This is a genomic window from Agilicoccus flavus, assembly GCF_014857905.1.
GTDB classification, from domain to species: domain Bacteria; phylum Actinomycetota; class Actinomycetes; order Actinomycetales; family Dermatophilaceae; genus Agilicoccus; species Agilicoccus flavus.
The window spans coordinates 439,301-464,402 of the sequence record NZ_JACYXE010000002.1; the positions used below are offsets into that span (position 1 = coordinate 439,301).

General features: G+C 74.4%; 22 protein-coding genes, 1 tRNA gene and 1 pseudogene. 21 read left to right on the forward strand and 3 right to left on the reverse strand.

The window, feature by feature from the left end; all coding sequences use genetic code 11:
* Positions 1-105: 105 nt before the first annotated feature.
* From hglS to amaB, 3 genes and pseudogenes are all read left to right on the forward strand, one after another.
* Positions 106-1,593 (forward strand): 2-oxoadipate dioxygenase/decarboxylase, encoded by a 1,488-nt coding sequence (hglS, locus tag ICW24_RS05445; protein ID WP_226344697.1) that lies wholly within the window; start codon positions 106-108, stop codon positions 1,591-1,593.
* A 53-nt stretch (positions 1,594-1,646) separates the two neighbouring features.
* Positions 1,647-2,749 (forward strand): annotated as a pseudogene (locus ICW24_RS05450) (NAD(P)/FAD-dependent oxidoreductase).
* A 106-nt stretch (positions 2,750-2,855) separates the two neighbouring features.
* The gene (amaB, locus tag ICW24_RS05455; RefSeq protein ID WP_226344698.1) at positions 2,856-4,394 is read left to right on the forward strand and encodes an L-piperidine-6-carboxylate dehydrogenase; all 1,539 of its coding nucleotides are present in this window, start codon (positions 2,856-2,858) and stop codon (positions 4,392-4,394) included.
* 155 nt (positions 4,395-4,549) lie between these two features.
* Here the strand turns inward: amaB and ICW24_RS05460 are convergent, their stop codons facing one another.
* Together ICW24_RS05460 and ICW24_RS05465 are read right to left on the reverse strand one after the other, a co-directional pair.
* Positions 4,550-4,789, reverse strand: coding sequence for a hypothetical protein (locus ICW24_RS05460; RefSeq protein ID WP_226344699.1), 240 nt, complete (start codon positions 4,787-4,789; stop codon positions 4,550-4,552).
* Between the two features lie 10 nt (positions 4,790-4,799).
* Complete coding sequence (locus tag ICW24_RS05465) at positions 4,800-5,036, reverse strand: BrnT family toxin (RefSeq protein ID WP_226344700.1); 237 nt, start codon at positions 5,034-5,036, stop codon at positions 4,800-4,802.
* 407 nt (positions 5,037-5,443) lie between these two features.
* Here ICW24_RS05465 and ICW24_RS05470 point away from each other — a divergent pair, with 407 nt between their 5' ends.
* The 11 genes from ICW24_RS05470 to ICW24_RS05520 all read left to right on the forward strand — a co-directional run bounded on the left by ICW24_RS05470 (position 5,444) and on the right by ICW24_RS05520 (position 18,077).
* Positions 5,444-6,199, forward strand: a complete 756-nt coding sequence (locus tag ICW24_RS05470) for a TIGR03936 family radical SAM-associated protein (protein WP_226344701.1) — start codon at positions 5,444-5,446, stop codon at positions 6,197-6,199.
* A gap of 150 nt (positions 6,200-6,349) precedes the next feature.
* Positions 6,350-9,907: an Rne/Rng family ribonuclease gene (locus ICW24_RS05475; RefSeq protein ID WP_226344702.1), complete on the forward strand. Its 3,558-nt coding sequence runs from the start codon at positions 6,350-6,352 to the stop codon at positions 9,905-9,907.
* Between the two features lie 228 nt (positions 9,908-10,135).
* The gene (gene rplU / locus ICW24_RS05480) at positions 10,136-10,444 is read left to right on the forward strand and encodes a 50S ribosomal protein L21 (protein WP_226344703.1); all 309 of its coding nucleotides are present in this window, start codon (positions 10,136-10,138) and stop codon (positions 10,442-10,444) included.
* 43 nt (positions 10,445-10,487) lie between these two features.
* A complete protein-coding gene (gene rpmA / locus ICW24_RS05485; RefSeq protein WP_226344704.1) occupies positions 10,488-10,742 on the forward strand; it encodes a 50S ribosomal protein L27 in 255 nt (84 codons plus the stop codon).
* A gap of 182 nt (positions 10,743-10,924) precedes the next feature.
* A complete protein-coding gene (gene obgE / locus ICW24_RS05490) occupies positions 10,925-12,439 on the forward strand; it encodes a GTPase ObgE (protein ID WP_226344705.1) in 1,515 nt (504 codons plus the stop codon).
* Between the two features lie 45 nt (positions 12,440-12,484).
* Positions 12,485-13,471, forward strand: a complete 987-nt coding sequence (locus tag ICW24_RS05495; protein WP_226344706.1) for an LLM class F420-dependent oxidoreductase — start codon at positions 12,485-12,487, stop codon at positions 13,469-13,471.
* A gap of 166 nt (positions 13,472-13,637) precedes the next feature.
* Positions 13,638-14,072: a hypothetical protein gene (locus tag ICW24_RS05500; protein WP_226344707.1), complete on the forward strand. Its 435-nt coding sequence runs from the start codon at positions 13,638-13,640 to the stop codon at positions 14,070-14,072.
* 177 nt (positions 14,073-14,249) lie between these two features.
* Positions 14,250-15,371, forward strand: coding sequence for a glutamate 5-kinase (gene proB, locus ICW24_RS05505; protein WP_226344708.1), 1,122 nt, complete (start codon positions 14,250-14,252; stop codon positions 15,369-15,371).
* Positions 15,372-15,439: 68 nt separating this feature from the next.
* Positions 15,440-15,940: a GNAT family N-acetyltransferase gene (locus tag ICW24_RS05510; protein WP_226344709.1), complete on the forward strand. Its 501-nt coding sequence runs from the start codon at positions 15,440-15,442 to the stop codon at positions 15,938-15,940.
* Between the two features lie 75 nt (positions 15,941-16,015).
* Positions 16,016-17,329 (forward strand): glutamate-5-semialdehyde dehydrogenase, encoded by a 1,314-nt coding sequence (locus ICW24_RS05515; protein WP_226344710.1) that lies wholly within the window; start codon positions 16,016-16,018, stop codon positions 17,327-17,329.
* Between the two features lie 52 nt (positions 17,330-17,381).
* On the forward strand, positions 17,382-18,077 hold the full coding sequence (locus ICW24_RS05520) for a class I SAM-dependent methyltransferase (protein ID WP_226344711.1): 696 nt from the start codon (positions 17,382-17,384) through the stop codon (positions 18,075-18,077).
* On the opposite strand, the gene ICW24_RS05525 is transcribed toward ICW24_RS05520, so the two are convergent.
* Entirely contained in the window at positions 18,014-19,408 is a 1,395-nt protein-coding gene (locus tag ICW24_RS05525; RefSeq protein WP_307781294.1) for a glycosyltransferase family 2 protein, read from the reverse strand. The genes ICW24_RS05520 and ICW24_RS05525 overlap by 64 nt on opposite strands.
* 177 nt (positions 19,409-19,585) lie before the next feature.
* Between ICW24_RS05525 and ICW24_RS05530 the strand changes: the two genes are divergently transcribed.
* The 7 genes from ICW24_RS05530 (at position 19,586) to ICW24_RS05560 (ending at position 25,070) form a co-directional block, all read left to right on the forward strand.
* Complete coding sequence (locus ICW24_RS05530) at positions 19,586-19,879, forward strand: hypothetical protein (RefSeq protein ID WP_226344712.1); 294 nt, start codon at positions 19,586-19,588, stop codon at positions 19,877-19,879.
* Positions 19,880-19,896: 17 nt separating this feature from the next.
* Positions 19,897-20,532 (forward strand): nicotinate-nucleotide adenylyltransferase, encoded by a 636-nt coding sequence (gene nadD / locus ICW24_RS05535; RefSeq protein ID WP_226344713.1) that lies wholly within the window; start codon positions 19,897-19,899, stop codon positions 20,530-20,532.
* Between the two features lie 52 nt (positions 20,533-20,584).
* A complete protein-coding gene (rsfS, locus tag ICW24_RS05540) occupies positions 20,585-21,058 on the forward strand; it encodes a ribosome silencing factor (protein ID WP_226344714.1) in 474 nt (157 codons plus the stop codon).
* Positions 21,055-21,744, forward strand: coding sequence for a histidine phosphatase family protein (locus ICW24_RS05545; RefSeq protein WP_226344715.1), 690 nt, complete (start codon positions 21,055-21,057; stop codon positions 21,742-21,744). The genes rsfS and ICW24_RS05545 overlap by 4 nt, the downstream gene beginning before the upstream one ends.
* Positions 21,745-21,782: 38 nt before the next feature.
* Positions 21,783-21,855 (forward strand) — tRNA-Ala (locus ICW24_RS05550).
* A 141-nt stretch (positions 21,856-21,996) separates the two neighbouring features.
* Positions 21,997-22,779 carry an IclR family transcriptional regulator gene (locus ICW24_RS05555; RefSeq protein ID WP_226344716.1) on the forward strand — a complete coding sequence of 261 codons (783 nt, stop codon included), beginning with the start codon at positions 21,997-21,999 and terminating at the stop codon, positions 22,777-22,779.
* 161 nt (positions 22,780-22,940) lie between these two features.
* Complete coding sequence (locus tag ICW24_RS05560; RefSeq protein ID WP_307781295.1) at positions 22,941-25,070, forward strand: oxidoreductase; 2,130 nt, start codon at positions 22,941-22,943, stop codon at positions 25,068-25,070.
* The last annotated feature ends 32 nt before the right edge of the window (positions 25,071-25,102 follow it).

The window sequence follows — 25,102 nt, forward strand, 5'->3', positions numbered from 1 at the left end:
GCCGGGGCGAGCGATCCGCGCGCTCGCGGGCTGGCCCTGGCGACGTCGCAGCGGCGAGGCTGGGGCTGTCGCGCGGTCCCGCGCAGAAGGAGGAACGGTTCGGCGATGTCGACGCTCGTCCCCACGTGGGAGCTGCGCGCCCGGTTCGCGCAGCGCCTGTCCGACCTCTACGGTCAGGAGGTCCCGGCCTACCGCACGCTCGTCGAGGTCTCGACGCAGGTCAACCAGCGGGTCCTGGCCCGCTTCGGGCGCGCCGCGGAGCGCTTCGGCTCCATCGACCGCGTCACGGCGGAACGGCACGGCGCGATCCGGGTCGGGTCCCCGCGGGAGCTGGCCCAGGTTGCGACGGTGTTCACCGCCGTGGGCATGCACCCCACGGGCTTCTACGACCTGCGCGACGCGATGCCCCAGCCGATCCCCGTCGTGTCGACGGCCTTCCGCCCGCACGCGCCCGACGAGCTGGCCCGCAATCCCTTCCGGGTCTTCACGTCGATGCTCGTCCCCGGCGACCGGCGCTTCTTCGCCGCCGAGCTGGAGGCCCGACTCGTCGAGTTCATCGAGGGCCGGGAGCTGTTCGCCCCCGAGCTGCTCGAGCTCGCGGCGGAGGCCGAGGCGGGCGGCGGGCTGAGCGAGACCCAGGCGCAGCGGTTCCTCGACCTCGCGGCACGGTCGTTCGCGCTCTCGGACGAGCCCGTCGACGAGGCGTGGTACGCGACGCTCTCGGCGATCTCCGGGGTGGCCGCCGACATCGGCGGGGTCCGCAGCACCCACATCAACCACCTCACCCCGCGGGTCCTCGACATCGACGACCTCTACGCGAGCATGAGCGCCCGCGGCATCGAGATGATCGACGAGATCCAGGGCCCACCCGGCTGGGAGGGCCCCGACGTCCTCCTGCGCCAGACGAGTTTCCGTGCCCTCGCCGAGCCGCGGCTCTTCCGGACCGCCGACGGCAGCCTGACGCAGGGCGAGCTGCGGGTCCGCTTCGGCGAGGTCGAACAGCGCGGCATCGCGCTCACGCCCGCCGGGCGGTCACTCTTCGACGATCTCGTCGGGCGGACCGACGCGCGCCTCGCGGAGGCCGCCGAGCGTGGGGGCGACGACGCGGCCCCACCGGTGCGCACCGACGTCGCCCGCGACGTCTGGCGCGAGCACCTGCCCGCCGACGAGCGCGAGCTGGACCGGGCCGGGCTGGCGTTCTGCACCTACACGGTCGTCGAGTCCGCGACCCTGGCGCCCGGGGTGCCGACCGACCTCGACGCGCTCCTCGACGCCGGCGTGCTGCGGGCGGAGCCCATCGTCTACGAGGACTTCCTGCCGCGTTCGGCGGCGGGCATCTTCGCCTCCAACCTGGCCGACCGGGGGCGGCGCGACGACGCCGCGGAGGGCGAGCAGCGCGACCTCGCGTGGCTCGCCGAGGCGATGGGGCGGCCGATCGCCGTGCCCGAGGAGCTGTACGCGGCGCAGCGCGCGGCCTCCCTCGAGCGGGCCGCCGCGCGCCTGGGGCTGGAACGGATCGACATCGACCGGCCCGGCGTCGACCACGCCGCCGGTCGCGCGGCGACGGCCCACGCGGCCGAGGGGGCGTCGTGAGCGCCCGGACGGTGCCCGGCTCGGCCGGGGTGGTCGTCATCGGCGGCGGCATCATGGGCGTCGCGTGCGCCTACGAGCTCGCCAAGGCCGGGGTGCGCGACGTCGTCCTCCTCGAGCGGGACGCGCTGGGGGAGGGGTCGACGTCCAAGGCCGCCGGCGGGGTGCGGGCGCAGTTCTCCGACCGGCTCAACGTCGCGCTCGGCGCCCGCAGCCTGGAGACCTTCGAGAACTTCGCGGCGATCTTCGACACGGAGATCGACCTGCACCAGTCGGCTACCTCTTCCTGCTCGAGACCCCGGAGGCCGTCGCGACGTTCGAGGAGAGCGCCCGCCTCCAACGCGAGCTCGGCCTCGTCAGCGAGATCATCACGCCCGCGGAGGCGCAGGCGAGGTCGCCGTTCATCTCGACCGAGGGCCTGCTGGCGGCGGCCTGGACGCCCCGCGACGGTCACTGCACACCCGAGTCGGTCGTCGCCGGGTACGCCCGCGCGGCGCGGCGTCACGGCGCGACCCTGCTCACCGGCACCCCCGCCACCGGCATCGACGTCCGCGACGGACGCATCCGCGCCGTGCAGACCCCCGGCGGCCGCATCGAGACCGACACGGTCGTGTGCGCGGCCGGGGCCTGGTCGGCGGAGGTGGGCCGGTGGGTGGGCGTCGACCTGCCCGTCGAGCCGATGCGCCGGCAGATCCTCCTCACCGACGCCGTCCCGGGCCTGCGCCCCGACACGCCGTTCACGATCGACCTCGCGACGTCCTTCTACTTCCACAACGAGGGCCGCGGCCTGCTCCTCGGGATGTCGTGGCGGGACGAGACGCCGGGCTTCCGGCTCGGCCGCTCGGACGAGTGGACGGCCGATCTCGCGGAGGTCATGGAGCGGCGGGTACCGTCGCTCACCGACCTGTGCGTCCGTTCCGGCTGGGCCGGCCTGTACGAGAACACCCCCGACCACAACGCCCTCATCGGCGAGGCGCGCGGGCTCGACCGCTTCCTCTACGCGACGGGTTTCTCCGGCCACGGTTTCCTGCAGGGCCCGGCGGTCGGCGAGGTGATGCGCGACCTCGTGCTCGGCGCGCAGCCGTTCGTCGACGTCGCGGCCCTGTCCGCCGATCGGTTCGCCGCCGCGGACGTGCGCCCGGAGTTCAACATCGTCTGACGGGCCCCACGACCCACGCGCACGCCCGGCGGAGCACCCGGACCGTCACCCCGACACGACCACAACCGACACGAACCCCCACGACGATCACCACAGGAAGGCCCCCATGCCGCAGCCGCAGCACCTGCCCACCCGGACCGAGCTCACCGACCGCGCCCGCGCGGCCGCGACCGCGTGCGGCGTCGACCTGGACGCCGTCGCGGGCGCTCACGAGGTCGTCTCGCCGATCAACGGCGAGCCGATCGCGAGCCTCGCCCACGTCGACGCGGACGCCGTCGACGCTGCGGTGACCTCGGCGCACGAGGCCTACCTGCAGTGGCGCACGGTGCCGGCGCCGGTGCGCGGCGCCCTCGTCAAGCGGCTCGGCGAGCTGCTCGTCGCCCACAAGTCGGACCTAGCCGCGCTCGTCTCGCTCGAGGCGGGCAAGATCACCTCCGAGGCGGCCGGTGAGGTCCAGGAGATGATCGACATCTGCGAGTTCGCCGTCGGCCTGTCCCGGCAGCTCTACGGCCGGACGATGACGAGCGAACGCCCCGGCCACCGCCTGGCCGAGACGTGGCACCCGCTCGGCGTCGTGGGCGTCATCAGCGCCTTCAACTTCCCCGTCGCGGTGTGGAGCTGGAACACCGCGCTCGCGCTCGTCTGCGGCGACCCGGTCGTGTGGAAGCCGTCGGAGAAGACACCGCTGTGCGGCCTCGCGAGTGCCGCCCTGCTGCGCCGCGCCATCGCCGACGTCGGCGCCCCCGAGGGCCTGGCCCACGTCCTCGTCGGCGGTCCCGAGGTGGGGGAGGCGCTCGTCGACCACCCGCGCGTCGCCCTCCTCTCGGCCACGGGGTCGACCCGGATGGGCCGCGCCGTCGGCCCCCGCGTCGCCGACCGCTTCGGCCGCAGCCTGCTCGAGCTCGGCGGCAACAACGCGGCGATCGTCGCGGAGAGCGCCGACCTCGACCTCGCCGTCCGCGGCATCGTCTTCTCCGCCGCCGGGACCGCCGGGCAGCGCTGCACGACGCTGCGCCGCGTCATCGCGCACTCCGGCGTCGCCGACGAGCTGACCGCCCGCCTGGCGCAGGCCTACGAACGGCTCCCGATCGGCGACCCGATCGCCGACGGCACGCTCGTCGGACCCCTCGTCGACGCCGCCTCCTTCGCCCGCTTCGAGGCCGCGCTCGACACGGCGCGGGAGCAGGGCGGCGAGGTCGTCGTCGGCGGCGGGCGCCGGCTCGCCGACGCGGCGTCGGGCGCCTACTACGTCGAGCCCGCGATCGTCACCATGCCGGCCCAGAGCGACATCGTCCGCACCGAGACGTTCGCGCCGATCGTCTACGTCCTGCGCTACGACGACATCCGGGAGGCCATCGCCCTCAACAACGACGTGCCGCAGGGGCTGTCGTCGGCGATCTTCACGAACGACCAGGCCGAGGCCGAGTTGTTCTGCTCGGCGGAGGGCTCCGACTGCGGGATCGTCAACGTCAACATCGGCACGTCCGGGGCCGAGATCGGCGGCGCGTTCGGCGGCGAGAAGGAGACCGGCGGCGGGCGCGAGTCCGGCTCCGACGCCTGGAAGGCGTACATGCGGCGGGCGACGAACACGGTCAACTACTCCGGGTCGCTGCCGCTGGCCCAGGGCGTCGACTTCAGCGTCTGAGCGCTACGCCGCGAGACGGTGAACTCCCACCGGCTCGGCGACGCGAGGGCCGCACCGACCGGGTCGGTGCGGCCCCGCCGGTGTCGGGGCGGGTGGCGGGCGACGACGAAGATCGACCCTCCGCCCGAGACGACGCCCGCTCCTGCCACCGATGGTCAGTCGCGACCGAAACGCTGGTAGGCGGCCTGGCGCGTGGTGTCGAGCGCGGCACCGATGATGGTCCAGGAGTCCCCAGCTTTTCGGGCTGCGCTCACTGCGTCGCGGAGTTCCTGCTCGGCGTCCGCAACGGCCTTGCGGGCAGCAAGGATTCGTCGGAAGTGGACCGCGTCGCGAGCCGGGTGCGCGCCGACCTCGAGCTGGTCCAGTCCAACGGAGTCGTCGTGCGTGACCGTCATCACTTTCACCTCATCTCAGGTAGTCGTAGAACGCCGGTCTCAGCAGGTCGGCGTGGATGACTCGGGTTGGTTCGTCGGCGGGCACTGCCACGAGTTCGAGCAGCCGGCCGTGCTGGTCGGCTCCGATCACCAGGAGGCGATCCTCCCCGTCGTACTCGTACTCGACGACTCTCATTGCGTGGTGCCATGCGTGTTCGACCGCGGCGTCCGTGATCCCGTGCTTGCGCGCTGAATCGCGAATCTCCACCCGTAAAGGGTACCTTTACGGGTACGGAGCGTCAAGCTTGCCTTTACGCACCCTCTTGCCGCGATCCATGCAATCGTGGTCGAACCATTCGGGCCGGGTCGATGCCTGGCCGTTGCGACCGGGGGCATCAGGTGTGCAGGTCAGAGCGTTGCGGTCGCGAGCCTGCGTCGATCGACCCGGCCCGAATGGTTCGTCCGCTCGAACGGCGGCGCCCGGGAAGGCCTGGGGTGGGCGTCGTGAGCGGTCTCGCGTCCGATGCGGCGCGTGGGTCGGCGGGGGCGACCCGAGGTCCGAGGCGTGGCGGTCACCCTGGCCACCCACGATCCGCCGCGCCGCGTCGCCGCGGTGTCGCGGGGCGCGGTGTCGCGGTGTCGGTGCCGCCGAGCGCGGCACGTAGCCTTCGGTGCATGGCTCGTCAGCGCGTCCCCGAGGGTCCCCCCGCCGTCCCGCCCGTGCAGAAGCTGCGGATCCGGTACGCCAAGCGGGGCCGGCTCCGGTTCACGTCCACGCGCGACTTCCAGCGCTCGCTCGAGCGTGCCCTGCGCCGCGCGGGCGTGCCCATGGCGTTCTCGGCGGGCTTCCACCCGCACCCGAAGATCAGCTACGCCAACGCGGCCCCCACGGGGACCGCGAGCGAGGCGGAGTACGTGGAGATCTCGCTCGTCGAGCGCGTCGACTGCGACGCGGTCCGCGAGGCCCTCGACACGGCCCTGCCCGACGGCCTCGATGTCGTCGACGTCGTCGAGGCCACGCCCGGGTCGCTCGCCGACCGGCTGCAGGCGTCCGTGTGGCGCATGGAGTTCTCGTGCGGGACGACCGACGTGCGGGACGCGCTCGAGGCCTTCCTGGCCCGCGACCGGGTGGAGGTGACCCGGGTGATGAAGAACGGGCCCCGCACGTTCGACGTGCGCGAGGCCGTTGTCGACGTCGACCTCCGGGAGTCGGAGGACGGCTGTGCGATACTGCAGGTGGTCGTGCGACACACCACACCGGTCGTGCGCCCCGACGACGTCCTGACCGCGCTGAGCTCGGTGGCCGCCTTCGCGCCCGCTCGGTCGCCCCTGGTGACCCGGCTGGCGCAGGGCCCCCTCCTGGGCCCCGGCGCGGGGGTGGCCGATCCCTTGGCCCACGACAGGGACGCCGTCGCCGGTCCCGGTCGGTGACGCGCGAGCGCGCGAGCCGCCCAGGTCACGGAACTACCGACTTCCGTCGCGTCGGAGGAACGACGCGGCGATCACGACCGCAGCCGCGGCCGTCGGCGGGATCGTCCCGGGTGTGGTCGGCGTCCCGGCCCGACGGAAGGAACGCCGCTCGTGGCTTCCCAGGATTCGCAGCACTCCGACACCTCCTCGACCGATGAGCAGGCCGCGCCGAGCGATCGGGGCCCTGTGGGCCCTCACGGCTCGGACGCCGGCCCCGACACCGGTTCCGACCCCGGGGCGGCGCCGGCTCCCAAGACCCGCAAGCGCGCCTCACGGCGGGCTTCGGCGCCTGCCGCGGCGGCCCCCGCCCGGCCGGCCGGTGAGATCGCCGCCGCGTCGCAGCCCCCCGCGGACACCCCGCAGGCCGCGGTCACTCCCGAGGCCACGGACACTCCTCAGGCCGCCGACGCCATCGCCCCCGCGCCCGCCGTCAAGGCGCCGCGCAAGCGGGCCTCGCGGGCCAAGGCCGCCGCGCCGCAGCAGGCGCCCGCCGCGGCGTCGCCGCAGGTCGAGGCCCCGCAGGCCGACACGCCGCAGGCCCAGAGCCCGCAGCCGGACATCACGCCGGCCGAGACCCCGCAGACCGGCGGCGCGACATCGCCGGTCGACCCGGCCGGACCGGTCGCCGCTCTCGAGGTCCTCGCCGAGGTGGACCTCGACGCAGACCCCGACCCGACGGACGACGAGACGAGCGAGCCCGCGGCCCCGTTCGCTCCCGTCGCCCCGTCCGCTCCGGTCGGCCCGCCCGCCACCTTCGGCCTGCTCTTCCAGGCGCCCGACATCGCGTCGCTGCCCGTCCGTGACGAGGCGCGTCCCGCGCGGCCCGAGCCGGACGAGCCCGACGACGACGGCGCCGAGCAGGACGACAGTGCCGAGCAGGACGACACGACCGGGCGCGGCGACAGGGACGACCGTGACGGCGACCGCGACGACGACGACTCGCCCCGCCGCTCGCGTCGCCGTGGTCGCGGCCGGGGTCGGTCGGCCGGCTCCGACCCGGCCCGCGCCGAGCGGCCGGATCGCGACGACGACGCCGCCACCGGAGACGACACCACCGACGGCTCCGGAGCGGACGACGCGGACCGGGGCGACGGAAGCGAGGACTCCTCCGACGACTCGGGTGACGGCGGGCGCCGACGGCGCCGCCGCGGGGGCCGCGGCCGCCGCCGCGAGGACGGCGACACCGGCGACGAGTCGGGTGACGCGAGGCCGGGCGGGTCCGACGACGCCGACGACGAGGGCGGCTCGCAGGACGACCGCGGCGACGAGAACGGCGCCGACGGCGACGACGGTGACGACGGGGGCCCGTCGAACGGACGCAAGCGCACCCGTCGCCGCCGGCGCAGCGGCGCCTCCGGTGGCACCGACGACCCGCCCGGCACCGTCACCAAGGTGCGGGAGCCGCGGCAGGAACGCGACGAGGCCACCGGCATCAAGGGGTCCACGCGGCTCGAGGCCAAGCGCCAGCGCCGCCGCGAGGGGCGCGAGGCAGGCCGCCGTCGCACGATCATCACCGAGGCCGAGTTCCTCGCCCGCCGCGAGAGCGTGCAGCGCGTCATGGTGGTCCGCGAACAGGGCGCCATGACGCAGATCGGCGTCCTCGAGGACGGCGTCCTCGTCGAGCACTACATCTCGGGTCCGGGCAGCACGAGTCACGTCGCGGGCAGCTCGATGGCGGGCAACGTCTACCTCGGCCGCGTCCAGAACGTCCTGCCGAGCATGGAGGCCGCGTTCGTCGACATCGGCAAGGGCCGCAACGCCGTCCTCTACGCCGGCGAGGTGAACTGGGACGCGGCCGGGCTCGAGCAGCACAAGGCGCGCCGCATCGAGAACGCGCTCAAGGGCGGCCAGTCCGTCCTCGTCCAGGTGACGAAGGACCCGATCGGCCACAAGGGCGCCCGGCTCACCTCCCAGGTCTCTCTGCCCGGCCGCTACCTTGTCTACGTGCCCGACGGCTCCATGACGGGCATCTCCCGCAAGCTGCCCGAGCCCGAGCGGGCCCGCCTCAAGAAGATCCTCAAGGAGGTCGTCCCCGCCGACGCGGGCGTCATCGTGCGCACCGCGGCCGAGGGCGCCTCCGAGAAGGAGCTCCGCTCCGACGTGGAGCGCCTCCAGAAGGACTGGGAGCGCATCCAGAAGAAGGCCGCGAAGGGCGGCGCCCCGGCGCTCCTGCACGGCGAGCCCGACCTCACGGTCCGCGTCGTCCGCGACGTGTTCAACGAGGACTTCACCTCCCTCGTCGTCGCCGGCGACGGGGCCTGGGACCAGGTCAGCGACTACGTCGACTCCGTGGCCCCCGACCTCGCCCCCCGGGTGTCGCGCTGGACCGGCGAGCGGGACGTCTTCTCGCACTACCGGATCGACGAGCAGCTCGCGAAGGCCATGGACCGCAAGGTGTGGCTCCCGAGCGGCGGCTCGCTCGTCATCGACCGCACCGAGGCGATGACCGTCGTCGACGTCAACACCGGCAAGTTCACCGGGGCCGGCGGCAACCTCGAGGAGACGGTCACCAAGAACAACATCGAGGCGGCCGAGGAGATCGTCCGGCAGCTCCGGCTGCGCGACGTCGGCGGCATCATCGTCATCGACTTCATCGACATGGTCCTCGAGAGCAACCGGGACCTCGTCGTGCGGCGCCTGCTCGAGTGCCTCGGGCGGGACCGGACGAAGCATCAGGTCGCGGAGGTCACGTCGCTCGGGCTCGTCCAGATGACCCGCAAGCGCGTCGGCGCCGGTCTCATCGAGGTCTTCTCCGAGCCCTGCGAGCACTGCAGCGGCCGGGGTCTCGTCGTGCACGACGACCCGGTCGACCGGTCGACGGCGGACTCCGCCGCGGATTCCGGCCGCGGTGGCCGGGGCCGCAAGGGCCGGGGCAAGGACACCGGCCGCGACGGCGGACGCGCCGAGGCGCCCCCCGCACCCGCGCCGAGCGGCCCCACCCCCGCTCAGATCGCGGCGGCCGCGTACGCCGCGGCGTTGCAGTCGCACGCCGACGACGACGCCGGCGAACCGGCCGACCTCGACGTCGAGACCGCCTCCGCCCGCGTCACGCAGGCCCTCGAGGCGTCGTTGGCCGAGGCGTCCGACGTGGCGGCGGCGGGTGAGACCCGCCCGTCGTCGTCGACCGCCGCGTCGTCGACCGCCGCGTCGTCGCCCGCGCCGGCGTCGGCGCCCGAGGCGTCGGCCGAGCCGGCGACCCGACCGACGGGCCGGGTGCGGCGCCGCGCCGGATCCGCGACGACGGCGCCGCCGAGCGCGGCCTCGCCGTCCGCGACGTCCACCGACGTCCCCGAGCCGGCCGTCGACTCGCCCGCCCCGCCGGTCCCGCCCACCGAGCCGCCCGTGGCTCCGGAGACCGAGCCGGCCGCCGCCCCGCCGGCCCGGCGGCGCGGATCGCGTCGCGCCGGCACGTCGGGGGCCACGACCACCGCCGATCCCGGCGCGGGCGTCTTCACCGTCGCGCCCGCCCCGGGCGGCAACAGCGACGTCGCCGCCGCCCTCGGCGCGACGGGCACCGCCTCGTCCTCCTCGTCCTCCCCCTCCCCGGCAACGACGGAGGCGACGGAGCCCACCGCCCCGGCGAGCCCCGCCCCGGCCCGCCGCAAGCGGGCCCGGGTCGTCGCGCCCGCCGGGCCGCCCACCGGCCTCGGCGACGACGACGGCGCCTGACGCCGATCACCGTCGCCGTCGCGGCGCCCCGAGCGATTTGGGTCGGGGCGCCGCGAGCCGGTATTCTGATGAGTCGGTGCGCCCACCGAGATCCGTGCCTCGTGTTCCTCCCCGGTCCTGATCTGTCCGGCCGACGTCGTCGGCCGCAGGTCCGGACGCCAGGAGGCCGTTGCTACGGGCCGGTCAGAAGAGGTGCTTCGTCCCCGAGCATGAGCAGGAGAATCAAACGTGTATGCGATCGTCCGCGCCGGCGGCCGTCAGGAGAAGGTGTCCGTCGGTGACGTCCTCATCGTCGACAAGGTGAAGGGTGAGCCCGGTGACTCCGTCGACCTCCAGCCTCTGCTCCTGGTGGACGGCACCACCGTCACCTCCGATGCCGCCGCCCTCGCCAAGGTGTCCGTGAAGGCCGAGGTCGTCAAGCCGACCAAGGGCCCGAAGATCACGATCCTCAAGTACAAGAACAAGACGGGTTACCGCAAGCGTCAGGGGCACCGCCAGCACTCGACGCAGGTCAAGATCACCGCGATCGACGCCTGAGCGTCCGCGGACCCATCACGAGCGAAACCAGGTAGGTAGCGACATGGCACACAAGAAGGGTGCGTCCTCGACGCGCAACGGGCGCGACTCGAACGCGCAGTACCTCGGCGTGAAGCGCTTCGGCGGCCAGGCCGTCAACGCCGGCGAGATCCTCGTCCGTCAGCGCGGCACGCACTTCCACCCCGGCGACAACGTCGGCCGTGGCGGCGACGACACGCTGTTCGCCCTCGCCGCCGGCGCCGTGCAGTTCGGCACCAAGCGCGGCCGCAAGACCGTGAACATCGTCCCGGCCGGCTGACACGCCCGCACAGGAACACACAGCAGCACCACACAGGCGGGGGGTGAGCCGAGCCGGCTCGCCCCCCGCCTGCGTCGTCCCCGCCCACGAGGCGGGTCGACGCCCCGCACGACGCACGAGACGACCTCCGGTCCGACCCCGGGTGTCGCCCCCTCGCACACCACCCCCTGGAGAGTGACCACATGCCGGCCTTCGTCGATCGATGCGTCCTGACCGTCGCCGCCGGCAACGGGGGGCACGGGTGCGCCTCGGTGCACCGCGAGAAGTTCAAGCCCCTCGGTGGCCCCGACGGGGGGAACGGTGGGCACGGCGGCGACGTCGTCGTCCGCGTCGACCCGCAGGTGACGACCCTGCTCGACTACCACCACAGCCCCTACCGGCGCGCCGCGAACGGCCGCCCCGGCGAGGGGGAGGAGCGCAACGGCGCCCAGGGCGAGGACCTCGTCCTCGGCGTCCCCGAGGGCACGGTCGTCAAGGACCGCGCGGGCCGGGTGCTCGCCGACCTCGTCGGCGAGGGCACCGAGGTCGTCCTCGTCCGCGGTGGGCGCGGCGGCCTCGGCAACCGGGCCCTCGCGAGCAAGCGCCGCAAGGCGCCCGGCTTCGCCCTGCTCGGCGAGCCGGGGGAGTCCCTCGAGGTCGTCCTCGAGCTGAAGACGTTGGCCGACGTCGCGTTGATCGGCTTCCCGTCCGCGGGCAAGTCGAGCCTCGTCTCCGTCATCTCGGCGGCGCGGCCGAAGATCGCCGACTACCCCTTCACGACGCTCGTGCCCAACCTCGGGGTCGTCACCGCCGGCGACGAGCGCTTCACGGTGGCCGACGTGCCCGGTCTCATCCCCGGCGCCGCGCAGGGCCGCGGCCTGGGCCTGGAGTTCCTCCGCCACGTCGAGCGGTGCTCGGTGCTCGTGCACGTCGTCGACTGCGCCACCCTCGACCCGGGCCGCGACCCCCTCTCGGACCTGCACGCCATCGAGGACGAGCTGCGCCAGTACGTGCCCGACGAGGCCCTCGGGGGCCGCCCCCTCGCCGAGCGCACCCGCATCGTCGTCCTCAACAAGGCCGACGTCCCCGAGGCCGCGGAACTCGCCGAGTTCGTCCGCCCCGAGCTCGAGGCCCAGGGCCTCGAGGTCCACGTCGTGTCCACCGTCGCCCACACCGGGCTGCGGGCGCTGACGTTCGCCCTCGCCAAGCACGTCGCCGCCGCCCGCGCCGACCAGGCGGAGGCCGAGCGGGAGGTCGCCCGCCAACGCGTCGTCGTGCGCCCGGTGGCCGTCGACGACGAGGGCTTCCGCGTGCGTCGGGAGGACGGCCCCGACGGGGAGCTGTTCCGCGTCGTCGGCGAGAAGCCCGCCCGCTGGGTGCGCCAGACCGACTTCTCCAACGACGAGGCCGTCGGCTACCTCGCCGACCGCCTCGCCCGGGCGGGCGTCGAGGACGCGCTGTTCAAGGCGGGGGCGGTGGCCGGCGCGACCGTCGTCATCGGCCCGGAGGACGACGCCGTCGTCTTCGACTGGGAACCGACCCTGTCGGGTGCGGCGGGAACGGGCCCCCGGGGCTCCGACGTCCGGCTCGAGGACCACCACCGCCCGACCCGCGTCGAGAAGCGCGAGACCTACGACGAGCGCCGCGCCGCCAAGCGCGCCGCCCGCGAGGAGCTCGCCTCCGAGCGCAAGGCGGGGTTCTGGACCGACGACGAGTGACCCCAGCGGTCGCCGGTTCCCGCGCCTGAGAGCAGAATCCGTCGCATGACGCGATTCGGCTACACCCTCATGACCGAGCAGAGCGGCCCGAAGGACCTCGTGCGGCACGCCGGCGTCGCGGAGGACGTCGGCTTCGACTTCGAGGTGATGAGCGACCACTACTTCCCGTGGCTGTCGGCGCAGGGGCACGCGCCGTACGCGTGGTCGGTGCTCGGCGCGGTCGCGCACGTCACCTCGAGCGTCGAGCTGATGACCTACGTCACCTGCCCGACGATCCGGTACCACCCCGCCGTCGTCGCGCAGAAGGCCGCGACGGTCCAGCTCCTCGCCGACGGCCGGTTCACCCTCGGGCTCGGCTCCGGCGAAAACCTCAACGAGCACGTCGTCGGGGAGGGCTGGCCGGCCCTCGACGCGCGTCAGGACATGCTCGTCGAGGCGATCGAGATCATCCGCGAGCTGCACACCGGTGAGCTCGTCACGTACGACGGCGAGTACTTCCGCGTCGACTCGGCCCGAATCTGGGACTGCCCGGACGGCGGCGTCCCGATCGGCGTCGCGGCGGGCGGGCCCAAGGCGGTCGCGCGCTTCGCGCCCCTGGCCGACCACCTCGTCGCGACCGAGCCCGAGTCCGAGCTGGTGCAGGCGTGGAACGGTGCCCCCGGCGCTCCCCGGATCGGGGCGGACGCCCGCGCGATCGGGCAGATCCCGATCTGTTGGGACCCCGACCGCGACGCGGCGATCGAGCGCGCCCACGACCAGTTCCGGTGGTTCGCCGGTGGCTGGGCCGTCAACGCCGACCTCCCGACGACGGCCGGGTTCGCGGGGGCCACGACGTTCGTCCGGCCGGAGGACGTCGCCGCCCAGATCCCCTGCGGCCCCGACCTCGACGCGATCGTCGAGGCGGTCCGCCCCTACTGGGAGGCCGGCTTCACCGACGTCGCCCTCGTCCAGGTCGGCGGCGACGGCCTCGACGACTTCCTCGACCGGGCGGCCGGCCCGCTCCTGGAGAAGCTGCGCGCCGCCTCGGCGTGAGGCGAGGCGCCGGTCGACGGGCCGGGCGCGGATCCCCTGGTCAGGGGCGGTTTCTCGCCGTACCATCGGAGCATCCCCTCCGCCGCGGTGCGGCGCCCGTGCTGTCACCCGTGCTCTGTGTCGGTCGCGCCTGCGTGCCGAGTGCGGCCGATCTCGAGGGGGAGTCATGTGGGTCCAGGACGTGCGGCTGCCGCCGCAGCCCGCGGTGCCGGTCGTCGCGACCCCGGGCGACCAGATGTCGGCCACGCTCTCGGCCCACACACCGGCCGACGCGCTCTATCGCCGCACCGGACCCCAGGGGCGGCGCCGCGCCGCCGACCGGTTCACCCCCGGCGACATCGACCTCATCCACGCCGTGACCGGCGAGTCGGTGTGGTCCGACGACGACACGACGCTCAGCCCCTTCGCCGCCCGGATCGCGGGGGATCGGCGGCGGGGGGTGCTCGCCGCCGGGCGGGAGGCCGACGCGCGGTACCTGCTCGGCACCGGCCGGGCGCTCGCCGAGGCGGGGCGACCCAACCCGTTCAGCGGAGTCGCGCTCGACCGCGCCCTCGCCCACCTGGCGCTCGGCGGCCAGGGTCGGGTCGACGTGAGCTGCTGACGCGCCGGGACAGGGGAGCGTGGCCCGGGCGCGCCGCCCGCCTCCGCGGCGCCGGCCGCGCAGAGCCGGGGCCGATCAGCACCCCGTCCCGCCGCCCCGCGCCGCACCGGCCGGGCTCGCGTGCCGGGCGCCGACACGCCGCGCGGCGCCCCTGACCGACCCGGATATCGTGGTCGGGTGCAGCCCGACCCCCGCGACGTCATCACCTCGGCCCGTCGCCTCGTCGTCAAGGTCGGCTCGAGTTCCCTGACCGACGGCGCCGGCGGCGTCCTCGACGTGGCCCGCCTCGACGCTCTCGTCGACGCGTTGGCCGCCCGCCGCACCGCCGGGACCCACGTCGTCCTCGTGTCCTCCGGCGCCATCGCCTCGGGGCTGAGCCCGCTCGGGCTCGACCGGCGCCCCCGCGACCTCGCCACTCAGCAGGCGGCCGCGAGCGTGGGCCAGGGCGCGCTGGTGGCCGCGTACACCACCGCGTTCGGTCGGCACGGGCTGACGGTCGGCCAGGTGCTGCTCACCTCCGACGACCTCGTCCGCCGCCAGCACTACGCCAACGCGCGCCGCGCGGTGGGCCGCCTCCTGCGGCTCGGGGTCGTCCCGGTCGTCAACGAGAACGACGCCGTCGCGACCGACGAGATCCGCTTCGGCGACAACGACCGCCTGGCCGCCCTCGTCGCCCACCTCGTGCACGCCGACGCGCTCGTGCTGCTCACCGACGTCGACGCGCTCTACGACGGGCCCCCGAGCGAGCCCGGCAGCTCCCGTGTCGCCCACGTCGCCTCCCCGGCCGACCTGGCCCACGTCCGCATCGGCGGCGTCGGCTCCCGGGTCGGCACCGGGGGCATGGTCACGAAGGTCGAGGCGGCGCGCATCGCGACCGGGGCCGGGATCCCGACGCTGCTCGCGTCGGCGCCCGACGTGGGCCGTGTCCTCGCCGGAGAGGACGTCGGCACCCTCTTCTCGGCGGTCGGGGCCCGGCCGGCCTCGCGGATGCTCTGGCTGGCGCACGCGACCGATCCCGCCGGACGGCTCGTCGTCGACGCCGGCGCCGCCCGCGCCCTCACGCAACGCGGCGCGTCGCTGCTCCCGGCCGGCATCGTCGCCGTCGAGGGCGTGTTCGCCGAGGGGGCGCCCGTCGAGATCGTCTCGGTCGACGGCACCACCGTCGGCCGCGGGCTCGTGGCCTACGGCAGCGACGAGTTGCCGCGGTTGCTCGGCCGCAGCACCGGCTGGATCGGCGACGTCTTCGGCCCGCGGTACGCCCGTGAGGTCGTGCACCGCGACCACCTCGCGCTCCTGTGACCTCCGGTGGGCCCGCGTGCGCGACGCGCGGTTGCCGTGGGCCGGGAGGGGCTCGCTACCGTGACGCCATGGCCGTCACCATCCAGCGCGCGCACGCCCGCGACCTCAACCTCGTCAAACCCCTGTGGAAGGCGATGGTCAAGGCCTACGCCGACATGTCGGAGGGGGTCTGGGCCGTCCACGAGCCCCGCGAGGCGTGGGGTCGGCGCCACCAGGAGTACCTCACCTGGGCCAACGACGCCTCCGGCGTGGTGTTCATCGCCGTCGACACCGCCACCGAGGAGTCGGTCGGGTACGCCGCCCTGCACTTCATCGAGTCCGGCCCGGCCTTCGACTTCGGCGAGAGCTTCGCCGAGCTGGAGTCGCTCGTCGTCGCGCCCGACCGTCAGGGCGAGGGCATCGGGGGGCAGCTGCTCGCGGCCTGCCGCAAGGAGATGACGCGCCGCGAGATCACCGTGTGCACGACGACGACCGTCACGCGCAACGCCGGCGCGATGCGCCTGCTCGAGCGGCACGGCTTCGTCCCGTTCATGACCCGCTTCCTGCAGCGCGTCGACGACGACGAGTAGGCCGGGCCGTCCGCCGTTCGGGCCGCCCCCGGACGGTCAGGACGGGACGAGGTCCGGCGAACCTAGGCTGGGACCATGACCACCGCCACCACGCCCCCCTCCGCCACCTCGGCCGGCGAGGAAGACCGGGCCACCGACGCCGTCGTCGCCGACGCCGCCCGCCGCGCGCGGGTCGCCGGCCGGGTGCTCGCCCAGCTCTCGCGCGCGCAGAAGGACGCGGCCCTCGGCGTCCTCGCCGACGCCCTCGAGGCGGAGCGCGGCACGGTCCTCGCCGCCAACGCGCAGGACCTCGCACGCGGGCGCGAGAACGGCCTCGCCGCGGGTCTGCTCGACCGACTCCGGCTCGACGACGCGCGCCTGGCCGACATCGCGGGCGCGTTGCGGCACCTGGGTACCCTGCCCGATCCGGTGGGGGAGGTCGTGCGCGGCTCGGTGCTGCCCAACGGGCTGCAGATCCGCCAGGTGCGCGTCCCCCTGGGGGTCGTCGGGATGATCTACGAGGCGCGCCCGAACGTCACGGTCGATGCCGCCGGTCTCGCGCTCAAGAGCGGGAACGCCGTGCTGCTGCGCGGCGGGTCGGCCGCGGCGTCGAGCAACGCGGCCCTCGTCGGCGTGCTGCGTCGGGCGCTGGAGTCGATCGGGCTGCCCGCCGACGCGGTCGCGACGGTCGACGCCGGCGGCCGGGCCGCGGCGCGGGCGCTCATGCGGGCCCACGGGCTCGTCGACGTCATCATCCCGCGCGGGGGAGCCGACCTCATCGCGACGGTCGTGCGGGAGTCGATCGTCCCCGTCATCGAGACCGGCAGCGGCAACGTGCACGTCTACGTGGACGCCGCCGCCGACCTCGACATGGCCCTGCAGATCGTGCTCAACGCGAAGACCCACCGGCCGAGCGTGTGCAACGCGGCCGAGACGCTGCTCGTCCACGCGGACGTCGCGCCGGCGTTCCTCCCGCAGGTGACGAGCGCGCTCGCGGACGCCGGGGTGCGGCTGTACGGCGACACGCGCACCCGCGATATCCTGCCCGAGGCGGGGCTGGGGGAGGCCACCGACGAGCTCTTCGACACGGAGTTCCACGACCTCGCGATGACGGTGGGCGTCGTGGCCGACCTCGACGGCGCCCTCGAGCACGTCCGGCGGTTCTCGACGGGGCACACGGAGGTCGTCGTCACCGACGACCGTCGCGCCGCCCGGCGCTGGACCGCCGAGGTCGACGCCGCGGTCGTCATGGTCAACGCCTCGTCGCGATTCACCGACGGCGGCGAGTTCGGGTTCGGCGCCGAGATCGGCATCAGCACCCAGAAGCTGCACGCCCGGGGGCCCATGGCGTTGCCCGAGCTGACGACGACGAAGTGGATCGTGGAGGGCGACGGCCAGGTCCGATCCTGAGGCGGCGAGCGGGTGCGTCCGCGGGGCCGGGGATCTGGCAGGATCGGCTCTCATGGAAGGTACTGAGGTCCGCAAGCTCGCCGCACTCGAGGACAAGCACTGGTGGTACAAGGAGCGCCGCCATCTGCTCGCCCAGATGCTCAAGGGGCGAACCCCCGGGAAGGCGCTCGACATCGGCGCGGCCGGCGGTGGCAACACGCGCGTCCTGCGCGATCACGGGTGGCAGGCGAGCCCCCTGGAGTACGGGGCGGACGGCGCCGAGGTGGCGCACGAGCGCGGGCTGCCCGTCATGCGGGCCGACGCGACGAAGCTCCCGCTCGCGGACGCCTCGCTCGACCTCGTCGTCGCCTTCGACGTCCTCGAGCACCTCGTCGACGACGACGCCTGCGTGCGTGAGGTCGCCCGGGTCCTGCGGCCCGGCGGCGCGTTCCTCGTCGCGGTGCCCTGCGACCCCAAGCTGTGGTCGGCCCACGACGACGCGGTGGACCACGTGCGCCGGTACACGCGTCAGACGCTGCACGCCGTGCTCGAGCGCGACGGCATGCACGTGGAGTCGATGGACTCGTGGAACGTGCTCCTGCGCCCAGTCGTCGCCCTGCGGCGCAAGAAGAGCTCCGGCAGCGACCTCGACGACATGCACCCCGTCGTCAACTTCGGGCTGCAGACCATCGTCGCGATCGAGCGTCACCTGCCGGTGAAGTCGCTCCCGGGGGTCACCTTGTTCGCCGAGGTGCGACGCACCGCCTGACGCTGTTCGGCGTCCACGACGACGGGTCCGCGGTGCCGCACCGCGGACCCGTTCTCGTGCGCGCGCTCGCCCGCGTCGGCGTGCCGGACTGCGCCGCCGACGCCCGCGGACGCGGCGCCCGACGCGGACGTGGCGCCCGACGCCACGGGCACGGGCGTCTCCACCTCGGCGTCGTGGGAGCCGTCGAGGGCGGGGGAGGGCGACACGTGGGCGACGTGGGCGGTGGACCCGGAACCGACCGGGATCCGGGCGGCCGTCGACGAGGCGTCGGAGGCGGACGGGGCCGCGGGAGCCGAGGGGGGCGGGACGGGGTTGCTGTCCCACTCGACGACCTCGTCCTCGTCGGCGAGGTGCGCGAGCTCCTGGCCGCCCTCGGTGGCGAAGACCTCCCGGCGCCGCGGGGCCGGGTCGGTGTCGTGCGCGACGAAGTACGTGGGGCGGCCCTGCATCATCGTGTACATCCGCCCGACGTACTCACCGAGCAGGCCGAGGCAGATGAGCTGGACGGCGCCGACCGAGGACACCGCGGCCACCGTCGAGGTCCAGCCGGCGACCGCCCGTCCCGTGAACTGCGACACGAGCGCGTAGGCGAGGATGAGCAGCGCGAACGCCCCGCCGATGAGGCCGAACCACGTCGCGAGCCGCAGCGGGGCCATCGAGTGGCTCGTCAGGCTGTCGAGCGACAGCTTGATCATCTTCGAGAGCGGGTACTTCGAGCTGCCCGCCGCGCGCTCCTCCCGGCGGTAGGTGACCTGCGCGGAGGGGAAGCCGAGGGCCGGGACGACGAGGCGCAGGACCCGGTGATGCTCGGGCAGCGCGTTGACCGCGTCGACCGTGGCGCGCGACATGAGGCGGAAGTCGCCGGCGTCGGCGGGCGCGCTCGTGCGCGACAGGGCGCGCATCGTCGCGTAGAACGCGCGGGCCGTGCCGCGCTTGAAGGCGGTGTCGGTCGAGCGGTCGGCGCGGACGCCGTAGACGACGTCGATCCGGTCCCGCCGGGCGATCTCGAGCATCTCGGCGATGACCTCGGGCGGGTCCTGCAGGTCGGCGTCGATGGTCACCATGTAGTCGCCGAAGGCGCGGGCCAGGCCGGCCGAGATCGCGGCCTGGTGCCCGGCGTTGGCGCGCAGGCGGATGACCCGCACCTGCGGCCACTCGTGCCGGATGCGCTGCAGCACCACCGCGGAGGCGTCGGTGCTGCCGTCGTCGACGGCGACGACCTCGTACGCCACGCCGATCCCGTCGAGCACCGGTCGGAGGCGCTCCACGAGAAGGGGGAGCACGTCCTCCTCGTTGTAGACGGGGACGACGACAGACAGCACCGGATCCATGGGGCCACCCTACGGGCGCGCCCCGTGCGTCCGCTGGACGCGCGACCGGCTCCTTCGCCGGTGGCGGGCTCGGTCACGAGCTCGGCGGCGGGCCTCGTCGCGGCCCGGACGCGAACCGGGCGGTTCGGCGCGCGGGCGAGGAGCCGTCGGCGGTCGCCGCGCCGCTAAGCTGGGCCCATGTCGACGACGTCCTCCGTTCTCCTGTACGCCCCGATGGCCGAGGAGGCCACACGCCACCTGCCGATGCCGGCGTGGGCCTACGGGGCCATCGCGCTCGGCGTCGTCCTCGCCCTCCTCGGCCTCGTGTGGATGTTCCGTCGCACGGCCCAGGTCGCGATGGACGGCCACCCGCGCCGCCCGGAGCGTCACGGTGACGCCCACCACGGCCACGCCGACCTGCACGACGAGCACGGCTACGCCTACGCCGACCGCAAGGACGACCACGGCGCCGCACGCGGGACGGGTCACTGACCTTGCGTCTGGGGGTCATGGGCGGGACGTTCGACCCCATCCACCACGGCCACCTCGTCGCCGCGAGCGAGGTGCGGTCCCGGTTCGGCCTCGACGAGGTCGTCTTCGTCCCCACCGGGGAGCCCTGGCAGAAGAGCGAACTCGCGGTCTCCCCGGCCGAGCACCGTTACCTCATGACGGTCATCGCCACCGCGTCGAACCCGGCCTTCACCGTGAGCCGGGTCGACATCGACCGCCCCGGGCCGACGTACACGATCGACACCCTGCGGGACCTGCACGCCTCACGGCCGGACGCGGAACTGTTCTTCATCACGGGCGCCGACGCCCTCGCGCAGATCCTGTCGTGGAAGGACGTCGACGAGTTGTGGGACCTCGCCCACTTTGTCGGCGTGACCCGGCCCGGGCACCCGCTGAGCAACGCGGGGCTGCCGGAGGAGGACGTCACCCTCGCGGAGGTCCCCGCGATGGCCATCAGCTCCACCGACTGCCGCGCCCGGGTCGCCGCGGGGGACCCGGTCTGGTACCTCGTGCCCGACGGCGTGGTGCAGTACATCGGCAAGTACCGTCTGTACCTGCCCCGATCCGAGAACAGCGAGGCCGCCGTCGCCGGCGTCGACCCCGTCGTCCTCGAGGCGGTCCCGCCTCCGGGGTGAGTCCTGCCCGACCGCTCGACCGACGGCCGCACCCGGCCCGAGAAGGAGACCCGTGACCGCTTCCGCGGGAGCCCTGGACCTGGCCCAGAGGGCCGCCGGCGCCGCCGAGGACAAGCTCGCCGTCGACATCGTCGCGCTCGACGTGACCGGCCGCTTCCCCCTCTCCGACGTCTTCGTCGTCGCCACCGCCGAGACCGAGCGTCAGGTGGGCGCCGTCGTCGACGCCGTCGAGGACGCACTGCGCGAGGCGGGCTGCCGGCTCGTGCGGCGCGAGGGCGAGAAGTCGGGGCGCTGGGTGCTGCTCGACTTCGGCGCCATCGTCGTGCACGTCCAGCACGAGGACGAGCGCAAGTTCTACCAGCTCGAACGGCTGTGGAAGGACTGCCCGCGCGTCCCGCTGCGGCTCGGTCCGGGGGCCGCGCCCGCGGAGCCGGCTGGCGCCGACGGTGGCGAGCCCGGCGACCGCGCCCACGATGCCGAGGCGCCGGCGGAGCCCGGGGACGCCGCCCACGACGACGGGCCGTGACCGGCGCGGACCTCGCCGGCCGACCCGCCGACCCGGACGCCCCCGTGCGCCGGGTCGTCGTCGTCCGGCACGGGCAGACCGGTCACAACGCCGCCGGCATCTGGCAGGGGCGGCTCGACACGGAGCTGTCGGAGTTCGGGCGCGAGCAGGCCCGGCGCGCGGCGCCGGCGCTCGCGGCCCTGCGGCCCGGCCTGCTCCTCTCCAGCGATCAGCGCCGCGCGGCCGACACGGCCGACGTGCTCGCCGCCGCCTGCGGCCTGCCCGTCCGTCTCGACGCGCGCCTGCGCGAGGTGCACGTCGGCCGGTGGCAGGGGATGAGCCGGGCGGAGGCGGCGCGGCTCCACCCCGACGACACGGCCGCCCTCCTCGCCGGGCACGACGTGGCCCACGGCGTCGACGGGGAGCGCGTGCGCGATGTCGTGGCGCGGGTCGCGCCGGTCTGGGCCGAGCTCGTCGCCGAGCTGGCCCCCGCGGGCACGGCACTCGTCGTCACCCACGGCGTCACGGCCCGCGCGCTCGTGGCGGGCGCCGTCGGTCTCGACGTCGCCGTGCTGCGCCGCAGCGTGCTCGGCCTCGCGAACGCACACTGGGCGGTCCTCGCCGAGGACGGCGGCGCCTGGTGCCTCGAGTCGTGGAACGTCGGCGTCGGCTCACTCGATTTGGGATTGGGCGTCGCCGCTGGTTAAACTCGTCCAGTCCTCGCGGCTCGCCGCAGGAACGGTTCGGGGCTGTAGCGCAGCTGGTAGCGCACCTCCATGGCATGGAGGGGGTCAGGGGTTCGAGTCCCCTCAGCTCCACCGAGAATTCCGACGACACATCGACGAAGGCCCCGCCCCGGCGGGGCCTTCGTCGTCGTCCGGGAGGGCCCCGGGAGCGCTCCGGTCCGGCTGATCTCCGGCCGAGGCGGGCCTCGGCCCGGGCCGTCTATCGTGTTGCGCATGGTGAACGAACCCGCGGGCCGGGACACGTCGGTGCAGTCGGTGGACCGGGCCGTCTCCATCCTGCAGGTCCTGGCGCGGCACGGATCGGCGCGGGTCACGGACATCGCCGCCGAGCTCGACGTCCACAAGTCGACGGTGTCGCGGCTGCTCGCGACGCTCGAGGCGCGGGGACTCGTCGAGCAGAGCTCGGCGCGGGGGAACTACGTCCTCGGCGACGGCGTCACGGCCATCGCGGCGGGTGCCGCCCGGCGGCACGACCTCGCGCTCGTCAGCCGCCCCGTCTGCGCGGAGCTCGCCGAGGCCGTCGGCGAGACCGTCACCGTGACGATCCCGGACGGGGACGCGGTCCTCTCGATCGGGCAGGTCATGGGCTCGGCCGTCGTGACGACCGTCAACTGGCTCGGTCGCCGCTCGCCCCTGCACGCGACGTCCTCGGGCAAGCTCTTCCTCGCCGCCTGGCCGCCCGAGCGGTCGCGGGCCGTCCTCGACGGGGACCTGCCCGCCTACACCGAGCGGACCATGACCGACCCGGGCGTCCTCGCGCGCGAACTCGATCGCGTCCGCGAACTCGGCTACGCGACGACGAGCGAGGAACAGGAGGTGGGTTTGTGCGCCGTCTCGGCACCGATCCGCGACCTCGACGCGGAGGTCGTCGCCGCCCTCACCGTCTCGGGGCCGTCCTTCCGCGTGACCCCGGAGGCCGTCGAGGCGCTCCTGCCCCGGCTGCTCACCGCCGCCGCGAGGATCTCCGAACGCAACGGCTACCCGAAACCCGGCTGACGCACTCGGTCTTTGTCCCGCTGTGCGCAACAACGACGCGATGCGCGCCGAAAGTCCACCGAATCCCTTGACGGCGGCCCTCGCAGCACTGTTTCGTGGTGCACAACCGACGCGCTCCTCGCATCAGGTGGGGCGCGGTTGACGCACCTCCAGGAGCACCCGTGAGCCTCACCGACGCCGCCCGTCCCGGCGACACCACCGGCCCCCGCGACGCCCACGGCAGCGGCCGCGCCCCGGGCCCCGGCGACCTCACCGGCCTCGACCCGCTCCTGCAGTCTTTCGAGCTCGGGCCCCTCACGCTGCGCAACCGCGTCGTGAGCACCTCGCACGAACCGGCGTACGGGCAGGACGGGATGCCCAAGGAGCGCTACCGGCTCTACCACCGCGAGAAGGCGAAGGGCGGCGTCGCGCTGACGATGATCGGCGGCTCGGCGATCATCGCGCCGGACAGCCCGCCGGCGTTCGGCAACCTCCTGCTCTACCGGGACGAGATCGTGCCCTGGTTCCGCGAGCTGGCCGACGACGTCCACGAGCACGGAGCGGCGGTCATGTGTCAGGTCACGCACCTCGGGCGGCGCACGTCGAACTTCACCGGCGACTGGCTACCGACCGTCTCGGCGTCCCCCCGCCGGGAGCCCGCCCATCGCGCCTTCCCCAAGGAGGCCGAGGCGTGGGACCTCGACCGCATCGTCGACGACTACGTGAGTGCCGCCCTGCGCTGCCGCGCCGGCGGTCTCGACGGCATCGAGATCCAGGCCTACGGGCACCTGTTCGACAGCTTCCTCTCGCCGTGGACGAACCGCCGAGAGGACGAGTACGGCGGAACCCCCGAGAACCGGATGCGCTTCCCGCGGCGGGTGCTCCGGGCCGTGCGCGAGGCCGTCGGGCCGGACTTCGTCGTCGGGCTGCGGATGTCGATCGAGGACGACCGGCTCGGAGCCCTCCCGCGCGAGGAGGGCATGGCGGCGCTGCGGGCCTTCGTCGACGACGGCATCGACGTCGTGTCGACGATCAAGGGCTCGATCGAGTCGGACCACACGCTCGCGCAGGTCATCCCGTCGATGGGGACGCCGTCGGCGCCGTTCCTCGAATGGTCGGGGCGGATCAAGGCGGAGCTGTCGATCCCCGTCATGCACGCGTCCCGGATCGCCGACGTGCCCACCGCCCGGTACGCGATCCGGGAGGGCCTCACCGACCTCATCGGCATGACGCGGGCCCAGATCGCCGACCCCTACCTCGTCGCCAAGCTGGCGCGCGGGCGGGAGGACCGGATCCGCCCGTGCGTCGGCGCCAACTACTGCCTCGACGCGATCTACGCCTCCGGTGACGCCAAGTGCGTGCACAACCCGGCCGCCGGCCGCGAGGCCCAGCTGCCCCACGAGATCACGCAGCAGGCGCCGACCCGGCGCCGCGCCGTCGTCGTCGGCGCCGGGCCGGCCGGGCTCGAGGCCGCGCGCGTCCTCGGCGCCCGCGGGCACGACGTCACACTGTTCGAGGCCGCCGACCGGGTGGGCGGACAGATCGCCCTGCTCGCCGGATCGCGTCACCGCGGCGACCTCGTCGGGATCGTCGACTGGCGACTCGCCGAGGCCCGCCTCCACGGGGTCGACGTCCGCCTCGGCGTGTTCGCCGAGCCCGACGACGTCCTCGCCCTCGACCCCGACGTGGTCGTCGTCGCGACGGGCGGGCTGCCGAACACCGAGTTCCTCGAGCAGGGGGCGTCGCTCGTCCGCGACACGTGGGACGTGCTGTCCGGCGACCTGCGGGCCCGCGGCGACGTCCTCGTCTTCGACGACCACGGCGGCCACCAGGCGTTGGACGCCGTCGAGACCCTCCTGGCCCAGGGGTGCCGGGTCGAGTACGTGACGCCCGAGCGGACGGTGGGCGTCGACGTCGGCTCGATGAACTCCCCGGCCTACCTGGCGGCGTTCGCCGAGCACGACGTGCGCGTCACCCTGCCCTTCTACCTGCGCGCCGTCCGCCGCGCCGAGAACGGACGGTTGGTCGCCACCCTGTGGAACGAGTACGCCGACACGCAGGTGGCGCGCGAGGTCGACCACGTCGTCGTCGAGCACGGCACGCTGCCCGTGGCCGACCTGTACGAGGCGCTCGTGCCGGGCTCGGTCAACGAGGGCGCGGTGGATCACGAAGCGCTCCTCGCCGGCCGCCCGCAGGAGGTCGTCCGCAACCCCGGTGGCGGCTACCGCCTGTACCGGATCGGCGACGCCGTGAGCAGCCGCAACATCCACGCGGCGATCTACGACGCGCTGCGCCTGTCGATGGCCGTCTGAGCCGAGGATCGTCCGAGCCGATGACCGTCCGA

Bases quoted from the DNA above. Each gene is read 5' to 3' on its own strand.
- hglS (WP_226344697.1), top strand. From the start codon at position 106: ATGTCGACGCTCGTCCCCACGTGGGAGCTGCGCGCCCGGTTCGCGCAG.
- amaB (WP_226344698.1), top strand. From the start codon at position 2,856: ATGCCGCAGCCGCAGCACCTGCCCACCCGGACCGAGCTCACCGACCGC.
- ICW24_RS05460 (WP_226344699.1), bottom strand. From the start codon at position 4,789: ATGACGGTCACGCACGACGACTCCGTTGGACTGGACCAGCTCGAGGTC.
- ICW24_RS05470 (WP_226344701.1), top strand. From the start codon at position 5,444: ATGGCTCGTCAGCGCGTCCCCGAGGGTCCCCCCGCCGTCCCGCCCGTG.
- rpmA (WP_226344704.1), top strand. From the start codon at position 10,488: ATGGCACACAAGAAGGGTGCGTCCTCGACGCGCAACGGGCGCGACTCG.
- obgE (WP_226344705.1), top strand. From the start codon at position 10,925: ATGCCGGCCTTCGTCGATCGATGCGTCCTGACCGTCGCCGCCGGCAAC.
- ICW24_RS05495 (WP_226344706.1), top strand. From the start codon at position 12,485: ATGACGCGATTCGGCTACACCCTCATGACCGAGCAGAGCGGCCCGAAG.
- ICW24_RS05500 (WP_226344707.1), top strand. From the start codon at position 13,638: ATGTGGGTCCAGGACGTGCGGCTGCCGCCGCAGCCCGCGGTGCCGGTC.
- ICW24_RS05510 (WP_226344709.1), top strand. From the start codon at position 15,440: ATGGCCGTCACCATCCAGCGCGCGCACGCCCGCGACCTCAACCTCGTC.
- ICW24_RS05515 (WP_226344710.1), top strand. From the start codon at position 16,016: ATGACCACCGCCACCACGCCCCCCTCCGCCACCTCGGCCGGCGAGGAA.
- ICW24_RS05520 (WP_226344711.1), top strand. From the start codon at position 17,382: ATGGAAGGTACTGAGGTCCGCAAGCTCGCCGCACTCGAGGACAAGCAC.
- ICW24_RS05525 (WP_307781294.1), bottom strand. From the start codon at position 19,408: ATGGATCCGGTGCTGTCTGTCGTCGTCCCCGTCTACAACGAGGAGGAC.
- ICW24_RS05530 (WP_226344712.1), top strand. From the start codon at position 19,586: ATGTCGACGACGTCCTCCGTTCTCCTGTACGCCCCGATGGCCGAGGAG.
- nadD (WP_226344713.1), top strand. From the start codon at position 19,897: ATGGGCGGGACGTTCGACCCCATCCACCACGGCCACCTCGTCGCCGCG.
- ICW24_RS05555 (WP_226344716.1), top strand. From the start codon at position 21,997: ATGGTGAACGAACCCGCGGGCCGGGACACGTCGGTGCAGTCGGTGGAC.